This is a genomic window from Bacillus pretiosus (assembly GCF_051294775.1).
Classification (GTDB): domain Bacteria; phylum Bacillota; class Bacilli; order Bacillales; family Bacillaceae_G; genus Bacillus_A; species Bacillus_A wiedmannii.
Map to the genome: position 1 here is coordinate 260,573 of NZ_JBPPHF010000004.1, position 19,057 is coordinate 279,629.

Below are 19,057 nucleotides of genomic sequence, written 5' to 3' on the forward strand. Positions count from 1 at the left end.
GTCCGATTGGTTCAACTAATAATCAGTGGGGATGAACAAAACCCCCACTGATTAAAGTTTCACTTTATACACCAAGTAATTCTTTTAGTTCATCTGTAGATAGTTCGGTCATCCAACTATCGGTTGTAATGACAGCGTTGTTTAATGATTGTTTTCTTTCTAACATTTCATCAATTTTCTCTTCAAGTGTCCCCGTTGTAATAAGTTTATGAACGTGAACGAAGCGTTTTTGACCAATACGATATGCGCGGTCTGTTGCTTGGTTTTCTACAGCTGGGTTCCACCAACGGTCGTAGTGAATGACATGGTTGGCAGCGGTTAAGTTTAAGCCAGTTCCACCTGCTTTTAACGATAAGATGAAAATGTCATACGTTCCGTTTTGGAACTGCTCGATCATTTTGTCACGTTCCTTCTTCGGTACACTACCGTTTAAGAAGAGGACGCGCTGACCGAAATGTTCTTCTAACACATTTTTTAGCATGTTCCCCATACCGATGTATTGTGTGAAGATTAAACAACTTTCATTTTGATCTTTTATATTTTCAATTAGTTCCATTAGCGTGCTCGTTTTCATGGAACGTTCGATGATGTCTTTTGGTTCTGTTTCTTTTAAATAAAGAGCAGGATGGTTACAAATTTGTTTAAGTTTGTTCAGCATGAGTAATATAAATCCGCGTCTTTCAATCCCGCTTAATCCTTCTACATTTTGCAATGTATCTTGAACAAGTTGTTCATATAAGGAAGCTTGTTCACCAGTAAGTGGACAGTACGCTTTCTGTTCTTGTTTATCTGGTAAGTTTAATGCGACTGTTTGATCTTTTTTCGTACGACGCAGTAAAAATGGTGAGATAAATCGTTGAACTTGTTGGATTTTTCCTTCGTCACGATCTTTTTCAATAGGTGAGACGAAGCGGCGCTGGAATTGTCCTAAGCTGCCAAGATATCCGTGATTAATGAAGTCAAAAATAGACCAAAGCTCGGAAAGTCGGTTTTCCATCGGTGTACCGGTTAAAGCGATTTTGTGAGTTGCTTGCAAGTTTCGTACTGCTTTCGACTGCTTCGTATGTGGGTTTTTAATATTTTGTGCTTCATCCAAAATAACAGCATCCCAGCATAACGTACTAAGTTCTTCTTCATCAAGCTGAGCTAATGCATAAGATGTTAATACAACATCTGCTGATTGAAGGAAGTCTTTAAATGATTCACCTTTCGCTCGGTTACTTCCATAATGTAACTGAACACGTAAATTTGGTGCGAAACGCTCAAATTCTTTTTGCCAATTACCAAGAACAGATGTCGGTGCTACGATTAAAGCAGGGCCTGTTTGGAGATTGTTCTCTTTTATATATAGTAAGTAAGTGATCGTTTGAATACTTTTTCCAAGTCCCATGTCGTCAGCTAATAATGCTCCGAATCCAAGCGTTCTTAAATATAATAACCATTCAATGCCATGTTGTTGATACGGACGGAGTGTTGCGTTTAGTGCAGAAGGGACATCTACTTTTGGAATATCTCCAATGTGCAGTAGTTTTTGGAATAGTTCTTCATAATATCCATCTAGCTCGATTTCAATATCGGTAAATGGACTATCTTCTTCTACAATTTCCGTTTCAGCAGTGTTTGATAAATGTTGCTGAAGGACATCTTTCATTTCTAGTCCATATTTATCGGCACGGTTCATAAGCTTTCGTACTTCTTCAATAAAGGCTGGATCCAGTCTCATCCATTGACCATTTATATTGAATAACCGTTTGTTTTGTTCAACGAGTTCGAAAAATTCGCTTTCGGATAAATCAATGCCGTTCGTTGAAATGCGCCAGTCAAAGTTAACGAGTGTATTCATGCCGAAGAAAGATTGCGTTTGCGTGGCATTTTGCTTCAGCTGCACACGTAATTTTGGTTTTGTCGCTTTTAAATTTTGCCACCAGGATGGCAGTAAAATCGTAATACCTGCAGCGAGTAATTCGTTACTTGCTTCTGTTAAGAAGTTCCACGCTTCTGTTTCAAAGAGCTCAGTTCGGAATGTATCGCCTTCTTTTAACCACGGCACGAGCTTACTGAATCCTTCTTGTGTTTCAAGAATGCGTTCTTCATAATCGTGCCATCGTTTTGGTAAAGAATCGATACTTTCATATACATATATGCGATGTGCCCCGCGCTTTGGTGTAACAATTGTCTCAAGCTTCCACATTTCAAATTCTTCTTGCGGCTCTTGTAGCCGTAGTCCAATTGTAAAGGGAAGGTCATCTTCAATGTAACCAATTTTTCGAAGCCAATCTTCTTCATGTAGTGCTGCATCCAATTGTCTTTTCGTAAAGTCGTAATGTTCATAAAGTCTCTTGGCATCTTCCCATCCGTCGTTTGAACGGTTATCTTGTAATATGCTTTCATTTACCGCCGCCGAGAAAAGAGATGCCAATGTGTCATCTTCAATTGGGGTATTTTGCACTTTCCAAGATGGTTGTTTGGGCCAACGCTCCATATCAGGTACGAAGCTACCGCTTGTGAAGACATCCCATAATTCGTTCGCATCTTTCGTAAGTGCTGTAATAGGGCCATTCATTTGAATATGGGCAAAGGAGTTCATCGGTTTATTAGCGATGTATTCAAATGCTTGTGCGTTTGTTAGCATAACACCTTGTTTTCCTTCAAAGGTCGCTTCCTTTAGAAACGTGCCGTAGAAGGAAGTGGAGTGCCATGTAAATGCATTTCGTTTCCAACTTGTTACGGATAATGGAGTACCGCTGTCATTTTCTCCCCAAAGGAACCAACCTTGACTAACGTGCTGGAGCCTAATTGTTACTTCAGTTTGATTGATCATCGATTAATTTTCCTTTCCGTAATTCCTCTTGTAGTGCACGAAGACGTGAATGTAAGTTTGCGATGTGAATAATGAAAGCATCCCATTCATCAGTACGCTTTAATCGTTTATATAATGTACGTAATTTCTTTAAGTAACGAACTGCACGTCTATATGATTTGCGGTTTCGCTCTTCAATGGCCTCGGTAGCAGCAAGGTGATAAAGAGGAAGGGCTGCTTCTGGTGCTTCCTTTTCAATATCTTTCAGTGGCTCTTTCAAAAGTTCAATTGCTTCAAACCCATGTAAGAGCTGAAGTTCTGCCCATGTACGATATTGCTTTTTCGCGAGTACGTATTGCTCATAGTTTGCGAAACTATATGGTAATAGCTCTTGCAAAATCATTTCGAGTCCGGCTTGTTCATTTGTATGGGTTGCATACGTTTCATACATGATGACAAATAAGCGAACGATATCTTTTATGAAAATCGTATTTTCGTGCTCATGTATCGTTTTCTTCACTTGTTTATACGTAAAGGAAAGCCAGTTTTTCGCACGATCCCACTGCATTGTATTTAATAGCTCTTCTAACCAATAGAAGTACAGACTTACAACAGAAGCAGGCTGTTTCTTTAGTAAGTCCATAGCTAATAGGTCTTCGTCATTTAAAAAGAGTAGATGAGAAGATGCTAATGCTTTGGAAAGTGGATTGATTTTCGTATCGATTCGCTTTTCTTCTTCTTGCAGTTTCTCTTTATTGTGTAAGAGTTCACTCCATATGTGACGATAAATAAAAAATCTTTCTTGCGTATAGGCGTCGGTGGAGAAGAATACTTCGTGAACGAGACGAGCTGTTTCTTGCAAAATTGCTTCAGACTCTGAAGGAATCGCTTCTGTTTGTAAGTCCCGAACGATGGATTCCACTTTATCTACAAATAAGCGAACGACGTTAACAGGCTGGTGATAAGAATACGTTTTATTTGCTTCGAAGTCCTGAATTTCTTCTAATAATTTTTGAAAGCAATAAAGCGCTGCGTGTAGCCTGAACAACTCATGTATCGCAACGATACGCGGAGCTTTCCGCTCGAGTTTCGTATAGAAGTCTGTAAAAATACTCATAAGAAAATACATTTGTTTATAAGTAAGCCGAGCTTGTTCTTTTTTAAATGTTTCATATTCGTTGTCAAAATACGATTGCCAACTTTTATAATCCGTTTCTTCAAACGCTGATGATTGCAATACTTGTCTTGCAGTTCGAATAGGAGGAAGGGAAGGTTTCGTATTATTTTTAAATAAAGTTAATACATCTCCTACTTGCCCGAAACTAGATGCTGCAGATAGTAAAACAGCGAGCATATGCTCACATTGCGTTGGTGCAAAGCAATCGCAATAGCTTTCAGCGACGTTACGAATCGGGATATGGACGCTATATACGCTGCCTGCAGCATCTACAGTTCCTGACAGCGTATAACCATCAAAGTCAACGTTGTAGACAACACCACTACGATATAGGTGCCGAGCTGTAGCGACATGTTCCTGATCAGCTGTTTGCTGTGGATCTAGTCCTTGAACGAACTCATTCGCAATCATCATAATTTCATCTTTCGTAATTGAGTGTTGCAGCATAATATTCCTCCGTACACATATTTCTTTCCTTTACCATTATAAACAAAAAATGCTCAAAACAGAAAAAATGAAATTTGGATTACATAAATTGAAAATCATGGTAATATATATAGTGTTAATTTTGTATATTACTATATATGCATAGGAGGAGAAATAGTTTGTCAGATTTACAGACGAAGTTAGGCAGTGGAATGAATAAGTTACAAGAAGGAATTGAGCAAGGGAAGATGAAGTTACAAGTTGCGCAAGAAATCGCTCAACTGAAAAAAGAAATGCAAGTGCAAATGCAGAAAAAGGCAGAGGTTCTATTAGAGATTGGACAACGAGTCTACGTTCAATTAAGAGGAAACGGAGTAGATGAAGCGAGCCTACAAGAAATGATTGCTCCAGTTCAAGAATTTGATGTAGCTATTTATCAAGCAAGAAAACGCATTGTTGAACTGCAAAAGCAACAAGGCGAGAAAGCTACATGTGAATGTGGTGGACCTTTATCAATAAATGATAAGTTTTGTGGTTCGTGTGGAAAGCCTAATCCAATGTTAGCGATAGAACATGAAGGTGAAACGACAAATTGTATTTCATGTAATGAACATATCGATCAAAACTCTACTTACTGTCCGGTTTGTGGGATTAAGCAAAGTGGGGAGTGAATTAGATGTATTGTCGCACATGTGGAAATCAACATGGTGAAGAGGTAAACTATTGCCCTAACGAAGGAAGTATGGAGATTGCAGGAGCTATAGAGGCAGTAACGTTAGAACAAGATACTGCAAAATACTGCAAAGGTTGTGGCAGTGAAAATGCTCAGCAAAATTTATATTGCCAAAAGTGTGGGCATTCTTTATTTATTGTGAAGAAAAAGGAACAATCTATCAAATTGCCTACAATGGACGGTACGCCTGAAGTTAAATTTACAGCAGATAAAGCTGTTTTAAAAACAGGTTTTATTGGTGGGGCTGTTGCAAGTATTCTCATGTTAATTGCTGGTTGGATTGGTAGTGTATTATTTGCTTCTATATTAAGTGAGATGTTTAGTAAATTTACGAAAGAATTAGAAATGTTGCCAAGCTTTTATTCGAGTGCAACTTCTACGATGTTAAGTTATCATTTACTTGGTTTTACAGCTAGCGACGATAGCGGATTGATATTTTCTTTATCATGGCATACTCCATTTACATTACTATTAATCATTCCATTTATGATTTTCGCTGGTACAGGAATTTGGTTAGGAAAGCAGCGTGTTGCAAAAACGATTAAGGATCAAATCTTTATAGCAGCAACAGTTGGTATTATTTATGGTGTCTTTTTATTCATTATAAGTTTAATAGCATCACAATCTTTCGCAATTCCATTTTCAGAAGCAGGTAAGATTACGGTTGGCTATTCAGCGATTAAGAGTTTACTGAGTGGTTTTGTATGTGGGACATTATTTACCTTAATAGGATTTATTGCTCATACAAGCAAAAATAATATGGCAGCAGCATTTCAAGAGTTAATGCCATATGGAGCGTCTGTTTATTACGGTATTTCAGCCATGATAAAAGGACTTTTAGTAACAGCAGTAGTAGTTTGTATTATGGCGTTAGTAAATAAGGAAGACAGTATTGAACCATTAAAAGAAATAACAACTTTAAAATCTGAAAGTACATTATTAGCATTAGAGTTAACACCTCAATTATGGAGTATGGCTCATTTTGCTCCGTTAGAAGTATCAAGTCCAGCACTTAGTAAGGAGTTTACTGGAATTGGTAAGAAATCAAAATCATCTGAGAGCACATTATCGTTTTCATTTATATCAGGTATCTCTGTAAATGGCGTAGTGGTTAGAGATATAATGATTTCAAAAGGAGCAAGTCAGGAAAGCCTTGCTGAATTTGATGAAGTGAATAACGTATTCCATTACGGTTTATTACTGCTTATTATTCCATTGTTCCTTATGTTTAGAGCGGGAAGAAAGTTAGCTGAATTATCGACTGCCAATATGTATATTACATTAGCAGTATGCAGTGGTTCTTACACAATTATGATGATTGTAATGAATATGATTTCTAAGTTCCAAATTGATGTTTCAGGGACTGTAACAAGTTTGTTTGGAACAAGTGGAACGGTATTATCTATGCAAAATTCATTTGTATATTTAACTTTGTGTAGTTTTATTGTGACATATGTAGCAGCATTTGTTGGAATGAAGTTAGCTAAAAAATAGGAGGAGAGCACGTTGAAGTTTTGTGGAACATGTAAAAAGAACGTTGCAGACCATTTGAACTTTTGTCCTGAGTGTGGGAGTAAAGTAGAAGTAATCGTCGATAACGCTGCCGCTTCATATACAGAAGTACAAAGCGAGACACAACCAGTGAAAAGTAAGAAAAATTTATTTTTAATTATTGGTTTCGCCATTATTATTATTTTATTATTTGGGGCATATAAATTTGGAGCATATAAGTTTTCAAAAGAAAAGCAAATAAATGTAATGATTGAAGCATTCCAAAAGAAAGATATTAATGCAATTGATGAGTTTGTGAAAGCAAATGATTCAAGCTTAAAGATTAAGACAGAGGATATTAAAGCGTACATGCGTTACTTAAAAGAGAACCCTTCTTACAATAAACAATTATTGTCTTATTTACAGAAAGAGACAGTAGATCAAAAGTTAACAAAGGATAAAAATGCGTTTAAAGATGGGGAAATTGTAGCAGAGGGAAAAGAGTGGTTCTTATATCCAAAGTATAAGTTTAGCATGAAATCTTATTATATGAGTGTTAGTACAACTGCAAAGAATGCAGAAATATATGTGAATGATAAAAAAGAAACAGAACTTTCTAGTGATAAAACTTCGAAAGAGTTAGGTCCATACTTCCCAGGTACGTATGTTGTCAAGGCAACAGCGAAGAAAGAACTTACTGAATTAGAAACAGAGAAAGAAGTAGATTTAGCAGATGAACAGAGCGAGAAAGTGAATGTAGATTTATCGCTTGAAGGAAAGTATGTAAGCATTTCTTCTGATGAAAATGATGCAACCGTATTTGTAAATGGTAAAAAACGTGGGAAATTAAGTTATGGTAATTATAAACTGGGTCCTGTATCCACAGATGAAACAGTAGAAGTACATTTAGAGAAAACTACTGATTTTGGTGTAATAAAATCTGAAAGTGTTAAAATTGGAGACCAAAGCACGTATTACTTAAAATTCCCGAAAGAAACTTCAAGCTCAGCAGTTGGTGATTTTGTACGAAATCACATTTATAATAACGTACGTGCGATTTCATTAAATGATTTTAGTCTAATTGAAAATAATTATGATAAGAGCGGGAAATCGTATAAGGAAGACCGTGATTATATACAATATCTACACAAAAAGGGAATTACTGAAGATTTATTAACAATGGAAATTCGTAATGTAGAGCATCAAAGTGATACGAAATATAAAGTAACGACATATGAAGAGTACCATATTCGTTATGGTGATGGATCTGTGAAGTTCAAAAGTTTTAATAATGAACATATCGTTACTGTTAATGGAAATGGAAAGATATTGTACCATTCTCTTGGAGCGAATAATACGCTTAAGTCAGAGGAAGTATCTGGTCCGAACCGTTAATAAAAAAGACTATCTCATATAATTGAGATAGTCTTTTTTCGATTAGGAGCGCGTTTCCTTTAATATCGCTTGCACATATGGATCATGTAATATTTGTTCTATAATTGGTAACATGTTTTGTTCGAATGGAATATCGATAGGAAATGGTTTTTGTGAGCCGGGTTTGATTCCATATTGGACAATTTTGTAGTGTGTATTTTCTTCAAAGCTGAGCACAATTAATTTATATCGATTGTCATCGCCAGCGAGTGAAAAGTCAATGGAAGTAGCGTCGTATGTTACTTCATCTTTATATATATACGGTTTTGGTGTACCGATCCAGTCTACTTTTGCTTGTACATTCATGAACATAACCTCCTTATAGTTATTATAAAAAAATAAAAGCCAGCTCTCAACAAAGAGAACCGGCTTTAGCAGTCATTGGTTATTTTAAAATTTTCACTTTAACAGTTTTGCGTCCCCATTTTTGAGCAGCGCTATCTGATCCAAGTAGAATGTCGATACGGTTACCTTTAATTGCACCGCCAGTATCTCCAGCGATAGCTTCTCCGTAACCTTCAACCCATACTTTAGATCCTAATGGAATTACTTTCGGGTCAACAGCGATCATTTTCATGTTTGGGTTCGCTGTTAAGTCATGACCCATTGCAGTTAATACACGGCCACCGTATGTGCCACCGTTTTCGCTCGGATGAGCTGTATATGCTGTAGCTACAACTGTTAACTCACGACCACCAGAAGGTGTGCTAGTTTCAGCAGCTTTCACAGCAGGCTTAGCAGCTAGTTTTGCTTGTGCTGCAGGTGCTTGCGCTTTAGCTGGTGCTACAGTTTTAGCAGGAGCAGGTTGTTCTTGTTTTTCAATAACAGGTGCTGTACCTGTTAAGAAAGGAACGTGAACATAAGCTGTTTTCCCGTTATATTCAAATTGTAACCACTCATTTTGTACTTGGTTCGTTGTTTCGATCATATCGTCTTTCTTCAACGTTCCAAGAATTTCTGAGTTTGTGTTCGCTTCAGCACGTACGTTTAATACGTTAGCTGTTACGTAGTAGATGCTTTTTGTAAACTCTGTACTTACGAATGCGTCTTTACCATCTAAAGTGATTTTTGACCATCCGTTCTCTGTATTTTGAACATCTATTTTATTCCCGTTTAGTAATTTACCGACAACTTTTGATTCCGTAGTAGGGTTTTCGCGTACATTTAGTACGTCTGTTGTTACAACAGTTTCTGCATTAGCAGATGATGTGAAAATCCCAAGACCAAAAACTGCTGCTGTTGCTATTCCAATTAATTTTTTCATGATAGCCTCCATTGCGTTTGTTTTCGTGTCCTCATTATAGCAACAGATTTTTTCGGATTTCAGGAAAACACACAATTACAAACCATTCGTAATCAGTCGTTAACATCCTGTAATATAGCAAAAAATATAAGAAAGCGTTTTTCATTCTATATGATTAGTAGGTTTCTACTTATATTCAAAATATTTAATACAACATATTGTTTTCGGCGTAAATAAAAATATTACAGGAGCATTACATAATGTTTACTAAACGATTACATTCCTTGAGTATTTTACCGTTTTATGGGTAATATAGTTATATAAACATAAACATTTCGTTTGTGAAACTATAAACACGTGCTATATACTAGCAAAAAAACCGCATAATTGTTACAAACAGAAAGGGTTGCAAGGAAGAAAAATGCCCTTTTTTACATCTGTAACACATCCTTTTTTGGGAAAACACATTCCCATCCGCATTTTTCTCACACAATTTGACAGCAGTATTTCGATCTTGTAGCTCTCGCAGAGAAAAAAGATTATACGGAAGGTAAGGCTGTCCATAAGAATTCGAATTGGTGAAGGTGAAAGTAAGAAAATCACCGTGAAATTATAGTTTTCTATCCGATTTTACATATCGGAATTTATGTTATTTACAAAAGTGAAACCTACGAAGGGGGATTTGATGAGGAAACTGACAAAAACATTCATCGTATCATTAACATTATGTATTGCATTTACAATTTGGGGGATTATTCCCGAATCTATTATTGGAAAAGGTAGCCTAGGAAATGTAACGACTGCGATTCAAACGGTATTGGTTAGTAAGTTTGGATGGTTCTATATTATTTCTGTTTCTATTATTTTAGGTGTGTCTATCTTTTTAATTGTTTCGAAATACGGTTCTATTCGTTTAGGTAAAGATGATGATGAACCTGATTATAGTTATATGACATGGTTTGCTATGCTATTTAGCGCTGGTATGGGTATCGGTTTAGTTTTCTGGGGCGTTGCTGAACCATTAAACCATTTGTACGCACCTCCGTTTGGAGAAGGTACAACTGAGGAAAGTGCGCGCCTTGCATTACGTTTTTCATTTTTCCATTGGGGATTACATCCGTGGGGACTATATGCATTTGTAGCGCTGTGTATTGCTTACTTTACTTTTAGAAAAGGAAAAGCAAGTACGATTAGTGCGACAGTAGGTCCGTTATTCAAAGGCGGGGAACATGGACGTATTGCTCATTCATTTGATGTGTTAGCTGTTTTCGCAACTGTGTTTGGTGTCGCAACATCATTAGGTCTTGGTGCGAAACAAATTGCTGGTGGTGTTAGTTATTTAACATCTATCCCGAATTCATTGCCGACACAGTTAGTTATTATTGCAATCGTAACCGTGTTATTTATGTTATCTGCGCAAACAGGTCTTGATAAAGGAATTAAATATTTAAGTAATGCGAATATTATTTTGGCGTTTGCACTTATGATTATTGTATTATTTGCAGGTCCAACAAACTTTATTATGAATTACTTCACTTCAACAATCGGTTCTTATATTCAGGAATTGCCAAGCATGAGCTTCCGCTTAAGTCCATTAGATGAAGGCGGAAACCAATGGATTCAGTCGTGGACAATTTTCTATTGGGCATGGTGGATTGCATGGTCACCATTCGTAGGTACATTTATTGCTCGTGTTTCACGAGGACGTACGATTCGTGAGTTCGTTATCGGTGTGTTACTCGTACCGACTGTAATCGGTGCGCTTTGGTTCTCTGTTTTCGGCGGGACTGGTATTCATATGGAACTGTTTGGTGATGCACATATCTTTGAAAAAATTAAAGAGATGGGAACAGAAGTAGGGTTATTCGCTATGTTTGATCAGATGGGAAGCTTTGGATCGGCTTTATCTGTTCTAGCTATTCTTCTTATTTCTACATTCTTTATTACATCTGCAGATTCTGCGACATTCGTTTTAGGAATGTTAACGACACATGGTAGTTTAAATCCACCAAACCGCATTAAAATGATCTGGGGTATCGTTCTAGCAGCGTTAGCTTCTATCTTATTATATGTAGGGGGATTAGAAGCCTTACAAACGGCAGCTATCATTGCAGCATTCCCATTCGTCTTCGTTATTTTCTTTATGATGGCAGCATTGTTTAAAGAGTTACAAAAAGAAGGGCGTATGAAGCGTCATAAATAATAGAAGGAAAAAGAGCTGATTTTGTATCAGCTCTTTTTTATATAGAAGGAATTCTAATTGCAAGTCAGGGAAATAAAATACTTTACTATGTGAGTAGTATGCCTTTTATACGAAGAAAAATCGATACACTTCGACAATGTTCGATATCTTGCAGATTCTATTTGTATTTTTGACAAAAAATTGTCGGAAATGTGTTGTCACGTTTATGTATATGTGCTATATTATTTTCTGTAAGCGATTTCAAATAGTTTTAAAGCGCATTCAAGGGGGACATCTAGAATAATGAAACGTTACGAAAGAAAGTGGAAGCATATTTGTTTGAAACGTGTGGCACATCGTAGTGTCCAAGAAAGCACGGAACCTAAGACTGAAACGCGCAAAGAACAGCAGGAGAAGCAATTGGTTCTACAAAAATAGCAATCACTTTTTCGTATATAAATGAAGGTCAATCGTTCGTTGGGGGATGGACGTGAAATTACTTTCAGCTAAGGGGTATTGTCTGATATATATAATTTATACGGCAATAAATCAGCACAGAGCATACGGCGCTCTGTGCTGATTTTTATTTTGTAAATAAAAATCAGTGGGAGAACTCCCACTGATTAAAGTTTTACTTTTCTTTTTTGAATCGAACTGTTTTATCCCAGCCAATGACTTGTTTCTTGCTCTTTGCACGTAAGTATAAAATTAAGCTGCGAATGAATAAGTACGTAAAGAGCTGTGCGTACGTAAAGTACATGATAACACTAATAAAAATATTAGTTGGTGTAAAGGTTCGTTCCACACTCTGGGCACTAAATAATTGAGAAATATATGTAATATATGCGACATACCACATAAATAGTAGCGGAATGCTATATTGAATTTGGAATATCCCGAGTAACCCAATTACAAACCAAACGTTCGAGATGATTAAGAATAGCCAAAATACAACATACACTAAAACTTGTTGTAAGGAATGGACGAGAAGTTTTCCTTTAAAGAAACTTAAGGAAGAAAACATTTTTTCTAAAATGTACAAGTTCCCTTGGAGCCAACGTGTACGCTGCTTAATAAGGATTTTTAAATGCTCAGGTTCTTGTTCCCATGTAATCGATTCTGGAACGATCGGTAAGAGATAGCCTTTTTGTGTAATTCGTAATGTTAATTCAGCGTCTTCTGCAATTGCATACGGGTCATAGCCGCCAAGTTCTTCTAATGCAGAGCGACGAAGAAGCATATTTGTTCCTGTTAGTGAACCTGTTTGGAATAGTAACCAGCGTCCTGATTGCATAAGGAGCTGGAAGATTTGAAATTCTAATGAAATCATTCGTGTTAGCCAGTTTCTGTTTTCATTTACAGTACGAACGTGACCAACAGCTCCAACAGCATCCTCGGTTGTTTCAGCGTGTTCTACAAGCATTCGCAGTGCATGTGGTTCAGGCTGGTTATCTGCATCATACACACAGAAGTATTCACCATCTGAAATACTAAGACCATAGTTTAATACACGCGATTTCCCTTTTGGTTCACCCGCCGGAACACGAATGTGACGAATATGAGCATAAGCTTTGTCAAAATCGTCACCAATTTCAGGTGTCTCATCTTGAGAGTTATCGTTTAATAAATAAACAGTTAGTTTACCTGGATATTCAATCTTTGCCATCGCCTCTAAAGTATCTTTAATAACGACCCCTTCATTGTGGGCTGGTATTAAAATGTCGACGCTTGGATAATGTTCTAGCGTACGATCTTTTCGTTTACTATTTCGGTGAACTAAACCTGCGAGTGTTAAGAAAGAATAGTAAACAAGTAAGGCAGAGAATAGAAAGGCTGTAAAGATAAGTATATACTTAATCGAAAATGTGATACTAATCCAAAAAACGAGTACGCAAAACAGAAGGAATAAAAGCAGTATAACGAGTGTCATCATAATAACGTCTTTCCTTTGTTCCCAATTTGCTCGCGTGAAATTTGTATATCTTGGATCGCTTCAGCAGCAAGCCATTGCTCCATTTTTGGCTTTAGACGGTTCATTACAATGTCAGCACCGGCTTCATTTGTGTTTTGTAATAAAATAACTAGCTTATTATTATCGTATTCAGCAGCAAGATCAAAGTCATCTCTTATCGTTTCAACTAATAATGAAGCTACACGGTTCATAACACTTTCCTTCGTATATTTACTAAAGGAATTGAAATCAAAGTTAATAATAATACCCGTTTCATTACGACGATTCATTGCAGTGATTAATAATGCTTGTCGTCTTTCGAATTCTTGTCTTGTTAATAATTTTGATTCTCCAATGTATTGTTCTAACGTTCTCACACGTTTGGTTAATTCTTGATTTTCATGAATAACCTTCTTTAATAAATGAGTTGAGATATATACGATGAAGAAGTTTGCTGCCATTAGGAAGTGAGTAATAATGTATTCCCATTGTTCCGATGTACTCCATAAGTAAAGCCATGCTTGGTAGAACAGATAGAATACCGAAGTAATGGTTCCTAATATAAAAAGAACAAATGCGGTTTTATCAGTCAATAATAGAAATAGTACATTAACAATTACATATATAATTGTAAAAATGAGAGCATGCTCATATTGCGTTACATGTACAGTTGTAAAATAAAATAAAATTTGTAAAATCCACATAGAGAGGACTTTATAGAAGTTATTTTTCACAAAACTTTCCTCCTTAAAGGTAATTCATGCAAGGATACTTGTAGTATGCACAATTATTAAGAAATAGACCGGATGACTAGATTCTTTTGGAGAGAGCAACAACAAGTAGTATCTCTCTTTTGCAAGAAAAAATAAACAGACTTACTAATTATAGTATCATAATGTTCTTATATTTAAGCATAAAGTATTTAATATATATCGAAAAAATATACAACATATAATAAAAAGCCCCCTCTTTAGAAAGAGGAGACTTTGCATCATTTTATCCGACTTTAATGGGCAGTAAGACCCCCACCTCAAAATTCAGCGAAAGCAAAGAAGTTAGGTGAGGATCAACTGCCCATAAAAGTCCGATTGGTTCAACTAATAATCAGTGGGGGATGAAGAAAACCCCCACTGATTAAAGTTTCACTTTATAGGAACATCATACCTGCAACTGCTGCATTTAAGAAGTTTGCTAATGTACCAGCGATAACTGCTTTAATCCCTAACTGTGCAATTTGTTTACGGCGAGTAGGAGCTAACGTTCCTGTTACACCTAATTGAATTGCGATAGAAGAGAAGTTTGCGAATCCACAGATTGCGAATGTTAAAATTAAATTTGTTTTTGCAGAGAACTCTGCCATGTGTGGTCCTAAGTTTGCGTATGCAACGAATTCGTTGATTGCAAGTTTTTGACCGATAAAGCTTGCTGCTTGTATAGCTTCACCAGGAGAAACCCCGATTAAGATAGCAAATGGTGATAGTAAGTAACCGAAGATTAAATCAAGGCTAAGTTTAATATCAAACCAAGAACCAACCCATCCTAATAAGCCATTTAATAAAGCGATTAATGCGATGAAAGCCATTAACATTGCTGCTACGTTAATAACAAGTTGCATACCTTCAGATGCACCACGTGCTGCTGCGTCAATAACGTTTGCATCTTCACGTTCTGTAGAAAGTTCAACGTTATTATCTACTTTTTCTGTTTCTGGCATAATTAGTTTCGCGATTAATAAACTTGATGGAGCTGCCATAATTGCTGCTGCTAATAAGTGTTCTAACGGAATACCCATTGCTGCATAGCCGACAAGAACTGATCCGGCAACAGCTGTCATACCGCTTACCATAATAGTGAAGAATTCACTATTTGTTAAACGTGCTAAGTAAGGTTTAATTAAGATTGGAGCTTCAGTTTGTCCTAAAAATACAGTTGTTACTGAGTTTAAACTTTCTGCTTTAGAAGTTCCAAGAAGTTTACTTAACGCGCCACCAACGACACTAACAAATCTCTGCATAATACCGAAATGATATAAGATTGCAACTAATGAACTAATAAATACGATTGGAAGTAGTGCTTGAATGAAGAAAACAAATCCCCAAGGGCCTTTTGCGTTGACTAAATCCCCAGCAACGAACTTAATTCCCTCGTAAGAAAAATTAATTAATCCTTGAACGCCATCTGCAGCGTATTTTAAACCTGCTTTTCCGGCATCCCATCGTAATACGATAAATGAAAATGACATTTGTAATGCTAGCGCGATTAAAATTGTGCGCCAATTAATAGCTTTGCGGTTGGAAGATAGTAAGAAAGCAATTGCTAATACTCCAATCACGCCGCCAATTCCCCATAAAAGATTCATGCAGTGTATGCTCCTTCCTCATAGTAAAAAAAGTGTATAAACCAGTTGTCTATACGTTTACGAATATAACATCTTAAGTAACTTATCATAATGGACATCGGAGGTCAAACGTCTAACGAAAAGTTTAAATAAAAAGAAAATTCTTTAAAAAAACACATATAAAATGATTAAACATGAAATAGGTTATGTTTTTTATGTAAAAATATACATTATGATAACGTTATGGAGTGTTTTTGTAGAATATAGTGTATGAAATAGGGAAATAGATACATTATTTTTTCGGGGATATAGGTGACATATATTAAAAAGAGCCTTCTAGTAATCTAGAAGGCTCTAAAAATATAACTTAAGGTGCTTTTGTGTATCCTAAGAAATGGCTCTTCCAATAAGAGTTACTCAATGAAGCGATTGCTACACCTTTATCTCCAGCTTGGATAAAGGATCCGCCTCCAAGGTAAATACCCATATGAGAAGGACCTGCTTTATAAGTATCTTTGAAATAAATTAAGTCACCTGGTTGTGGATTTGAAGTTTGTGGTAGGCTACCCCAATATCCTGCAACACTTTGACGACTAATGTTATGACCAAATTTCTTAAATACGTGGTAGATGTAACCACTGCAGTCAACACCAGTAGCAGAAGTACCACCCCAAACGTATGGTACGCCTTGCATTCCTTTTGCATATGCAAGTATGGAAGAACTATCACCACTATTATTGCCTGTATTATTGTTGTTATTGTTTTGATTGTTATTTTGGTTGTTGTTAGGCTTATTATCTACCGCGCCACCAACTGGTGTTTTAGAAAGGTAACGTGTTCCGATGTAACCAGTTTGACCGTTGTAGTTAATTTTGCTCCATCCAGAGTTTTCAGAGATTACTTGAACCTTCTGTCCTTGTGGAAGTGCCCCTATGATTCTATAATTTGTACCTTCGCCGCTACGTACGTTTAGTGCAGAAGCATTAATGTAGTAGTCACCAATTGCACCTTGATCAGGTTGTTTCGGTTGTTCAGGAGTAGCAGAGCCACCTTTAACGAATTTTACAAACTCGCTACTAACGAAGCCTGTTTTTCCTTGATAGTTTACTTTAAACCAACCGTTTTCAGATCCAACTACGTTTAATGTAGTACCATTTAACACGCCACCAATTACACTATGGTAAGCAGCAGGGCCTGTACGAACGCGTAGAGATGTTGCGTTAACAACGTAAGTACCGCCAGTTTGAACAGTTACATTATTGTTTTGTTCTTGTTTGTTATCTTGGTTGTTTCCTTGTGTAACGTTGTCGTTAGAACCGCCTTTTGTTACGTAGTCTTTGCTTACGTAAGCAGTTTGTCCTGCATAATTGATTTTGAACCAATCTTGAACTTCTCCAACAACTTGCACAACTTGTCCTTTTGTAACAGAAGCTACAGTTGTATGAGAAGTGCTAGGACCTGTACGAACACGAAGGGAAGATACATTTACTGTATAGTTTCCGCTTGCTGGTTTTACAGATTCTTGGTTGTTATTATTTGTATTGTTGTTTGAAGAACCTGCATTAGAAGAAACGCCAGATACGAATTCGCCACTTACATAACCTACTTGTCCATTATGGTTGATTTTCACCCAACCATTTTCTTGGCCGACAACGTTTAACGTTTGTCCTGCATATACACGCCCAGAAACAGAACTAGAAGTGTTAGGAGCTGTACGCACACGTAATACATCGGCAGTAACTTTATTGTTCCCACCTGTTGTACTTACATTAGAATTGCTTGCTCCATTTTTTGATACAAATTCGCCACTAACAAATCCTGTTTTTCCATTAATGTTAATTTTGAACCAACCATTTTCTTCGCCAATCACATTTAATGATTGACCGTTATAAACACGCGAGATGATGTCGTGAGAAGTACTTGATCCTGCACGAACATGTAATACGCTAGTGTTTACCGTATAAGATGAGCTGTTTGATGCGGAAGCTTGGACAGTTTGTGTAGCAGCTTTTTGTGTATTTTGTTCAGGGGCAGCTTGAACACTATCAAGTGTAGGTGCTGCTCCTCCTGCTACAGACACTGCCGCAAGACCGGCAAGGTATTTTTTCATAATTTGTCGATTCCTTTCTGTCTGTAATGTAGTGAAGAAATATTTACCAACTGTTAAAAATTCTAAAGAGCATGTCGATTACTGTCAAGACTTATGCGGGAATCTGAATATGACAAAAAGATTACAAGAAAAAAATCAAGGCATAAATTACACCTTGATTTCCATTTAAATACATATATTGAATGTAGAAAGGTTAGAAATTATTCGCGTTTAAGAAGATGACATATTGGATTGTAACAAGCTTTGAGAAAAGGATCTTTGCAACATTTTTGTGATAGGGCCAACTTGACCATCTTGGATGGCAGTTCCATCAAGGTGAGTCATCGGCAAAATTTCAATCGTCGTTCCTGTAAAGAAACATTCATCCGCTTGATAAACATCGCGAATGCTAAACAGTTCTTCTTTTACTGGAATGCGAAGGGTTTTCGCTAAAGAAAGGACATACTGACGAATGATGCCATTTAAAATAAGGTGATTGGCTGGATGTGTGTAGAGAGTTCCGTTTTTTATGAGAAAGAAATTAGAACAGCTTCCCTCAGTTACAGTACCATTTCGTACGAAAAGAGCCTCTTTACAACCTTTACGTTCAGCTTTCGTAGCGGCTAATACATTGGGTAATAAATTTAATGATTTGATATCACAGCGTAGCCAGCGGGTATCTGGTTCTGATATAGCACGTACACCATATTCAATCCATAACGCGGGTCTTTCTTTCTTCGTAATATAGGCATAGATTGTCGGCGGGACGTCATATGAGAATGTGTGGGTACGAGCTTGTACACCACGAGATACTTGTAAATAAATCGTTCCATCTTCGTAGAAATTATTATTTTCAATTAGTTTGTAAAGCAGGATAATAAGTTCTGCCTTTGAGAAAGGGAGTGATAATTCTATTTCTTCCATGGAGCGATATAATCTTGTGATATGCGGATCTAATAAGTGAAAGTTTCCTTTATATAGGCGAATAACTTCGTAGACACCATCTCCAAACTGCAAGCCTCTTTCTTCAAGTTCTATGTACGTTTTTTGTTTCGTTGTATCAATAACTGCATCATTCCAAAGTACAAATCTTTCATATGCCAATTTCCGTCCCATCCTTTCATAAGTGCATAAGTAAAGTGAAGCTTTCATTCATTTGGAATAAAAACCACTATAGTAATTTTTATGTGAGT

Annotated in this window: 13 protein-coding genes; 4 read left to right on the top strand and 9 right to left on the bottom strand. The window is 36.7% G+C overall.

Going from position 1 to position 19,057, the window contains the following annotated elements:
- Window positions 1-64 precede the first annotated feature (64 nt).
- A complete protein-coding gene (locus tag ACSG5Z_RS21570) occupies window positions 65-2,821 on the bottom strand; it encodes a DEAD/DEAH box helicase (RefSeq protein WP_435712074.1) in 2,757 nt (918 codons plus the stop codon).
- Window positions 2,805-4,424 (bottom strand): SWIM zinc finger family protein, encoded by a 1,620-nt coding sequence (locus ACSG5Z_RS21575; RefSeq protein ID WP_087985936.1) that lies wholly within the window; start codon window positions 4,422-4,424, stop codon window positions 2,805-2,807. Before ACSG5Z_RS21575 ends, ACSG5Z_RS21570 begins: the two co-directional genes overlap by 17 nt.
- A gap of 158 nt (window positions 4,425-4,582) precedes the next feature.
- Here ACSG5Z_RS21575 and ACSG5Z_RS21580 point away from each other — a divergent pair, with 158 nt between their 5' ends.
- From ACSG5Z_RS21580 to ACSG5Z_RS21590, 3 genes are read left to right on the top strand one after another with little or no spacing between them, the layout of a single operon-like run.
- Window positions 4,583-5,074, top strand: a complete 492-nt coding sequence (locus ACSG5Z_RS21580; protein WP_087985935.1) for a zinc ribbon domain-containing protein — start codon at window positions 4,583-4,585, stop codon at window positions 5,072-5,074.
- 5 nt (window positions 5,075-5,079) lie between these two features.
- Window positions 5,080-6,630, top strand: coding sequence for a zinc ribbon domain-containing protein (locus tag ACSG5Z_RS21585; protein WP_435712075.1), 1,551 nt, complete (start codon window positions 5,080-5,082; stop codon window positions 6,628-6,630).
- Between the two features lie 12 nt (window positions 6,631-6,642).
- Window positions 6,643-8,022, top strand: coding sequence for a zinc ribbon domain-containing protein (locus tag ACSG5Z_RS21590; RefSeq protein WP_435712076.1), 1,380 nt, complete (start codon window positions 6,643-6,645; stop codon window positions 8,020-8,022).
- Window positions 8,023-8,064: 42 nt separating this feature from the next.
- On the opposite strand, the gene ACSG5Z_RS21595 is transcribed toward ACSG5Z_RS21590, so the two are convergent.
- Complete coding sequence (locus tag ACSG5Z_RS21595) at window positions 8,065-8,367, bottom strand: DUF3910 family protein (RefSeq protein ID WP_046955548.1); 303 nt, start codon at window positions 8,365-8,367, stop codon at window positions 8,065-8,067.
- A 79-nt stretch (window positions 8,368-8,446) separates the two neighbouring features.
- Window positions 8,447-9,325, bottom strand: a complete 879-nt coding sequence (locus ACSG5Z_RS21600; protein WP_435712077.1) for a cell wall-binding protein EntA — start codon at window positions 9,323-9,325, stop codon at window positions 8,447-8,449.
- Between the two features lie 664 nt (window positions 9,326-9,989).
- Between ACSG5Z_RS21600 and opuD the strand changes: the two genes are divergently transcribed.
- A complete protein-coding gene (opuD, locus tag ACSG5Z_RS21605; RefSeq protein WP_137013104.1) occupies window positions 9,990-11,507 on the top strand; it encodes a glycine betaine transporter OpuD in 1,518 nt (505 codons plus the stop codon).
- A 610-nt stretch (window positions 11,508-12,117) separates the two neighbouring features.
- Here the strand turns inward: opuD and ACSG5Z_RS21610 are convergent.
- From ACSG5Z_RS21610 to ACSG5Z_RS21630, 5 genes are all read right to left on the bottom strand, one after another.
- The gene (locus ACSG5Z_RS21610) at window positions 12,118-13,419 is read right to left on the bottom strand and encodes a glycosyltransferase family 2 protein (RefSeq protein ID WP_088064826.1); all 1,302 of its coding nucleotides are present in this window, start codon (window positions 13,417-13,419) and stop codon (window positions 12,118-12,120) included.
- Window positions 13,416-14,171, bottom strand: a complete 756-nt coding sequence (locus ACSG5Z_RS21615; protein ID WP_137013106.1) for a PleD family two-component system response regulator — start codon at window positions 14,169-14,171, stop codon at window positions 13,416-13,418. The genes ACSG5Z_RS21610 and ACSG5Z_RS21615 overlap by 4 nt, the downstream gene beginning before the upstream one ends.
- Before the next feature lie 413 nt (window positions 14,172-14,584).
- Window positions 14,585-15,796, bottom strand: coding sequence for a NupC/NupG family nucleoside CNT transporter (locus tag ACSG5Z_RS21620; protein ID WP_001051033.1), 1,212 nt, complete (start codon window positions 15,794-15,796; stop codon window positions 14,585-14,587).
- Window positions 15,797-16,142: 346 nt separating this feature from the next.
- The gene (locus ACSG5Z_RS21625) at window positions 16,143-17,885 is read right to left on the bottom strand and encodes a C40 family peptidase (RefSeq protein WP_088064823.1); all 1,743 of its coding nucleotides are present in this window, start codon (window positions 17,883-17,885) and stop codon (window positions 16,143-16,145) included.
- Between the two features lie 210 nt (window positions 17,886-18,095).
- Complete coding sequence (locus tag ACSG5Z_RS21630; protein WP_002008975.1) at window positions 18,096-18,980, bottom strand: D-amino-acid transaminase; 885 nt, start codon at window positions 18,978-18,980, stop codon at window positions 18,096-18,098.
- Window positions 18,981-19,057 lie beyond the last annotated feature (77 nt).

Excerpts from the sequence above, each read along its gene's own strand:
- ACSG5Z_RS21570 (WP_435712074.1), bottom strand. The coding sequence starts at position 2,821 with ATGATCAATCAAACTGAAGTAACAATTAGGCTCCAGCACGTTAGTCAA.
- ACSG5Z_RS21575 (WP_087985936.1), bottom strand. The coding sequence starts at position 4,424 with ATGCTGCAACACTCAATTACGAAAGATGAAATTATGATGATTGCGAAT.
- ACSG5Z_RS21585 (WP_435712075.1), top strand. The coding sequence starts at position 5,080 with ATGTATTGTCGCACATGTGGAAATCAACATGGTGAAGAGGTAAACTAT.
- ACSG5Z_RS21595 (WP_046955548.1), bottom strand. The coding sequence starts at position 8,367 with ATGAATGTACAAGCAAAAGTAGACTGGATCGGTACACCAAAACCGTAT.
- ACSG5Z_RS21600 (WP_435712077.1), bottom strand. The coding sequence starts at position 9,325 with ATGAAAAAATTAATTGGAATAGCAACAGCAGCAGTTTTTGGTCTTGGG.
- opuD (WP_137013104.1), top strand. The coding sequence starts at position 9,990 with ATGAGGAAACTGACAAAAACATTCATCGTATCATTAACATTATGTATT.
- ACSG5Z_RS21610 (WP_088064826.1), bottom strand. The coding sequence starts at position 13,419 with ATGATGACACTCGTTATACTGCTTTTATTCCTTCTGTTTTGCGTACTC.
- ACSG5Z_RS21620 (WP_001051033.1), bottom strand. The coding sequence starts at position 15,796 with ATGAATCTTTTATGGGGAATTGGCGGCGTGATTGGAGTATTAGCAATT.
- ACSG5Z_RS21625 (WP_088064823.1), bottom strand. The coding sequence starts at position 17,885 with ATGAAAAAATACCTTGCCGGTCTTGCGGCAGTGTCTGTAGCAGGAGGA.
- ACSG5Z_RS21630 (WP_002008975.1), bottom strand. The coding sequence starts at position 18,980 with ATGGGACGGAAATTGGCATATGAAAGATTTGTACTTTGGAATGATGCA.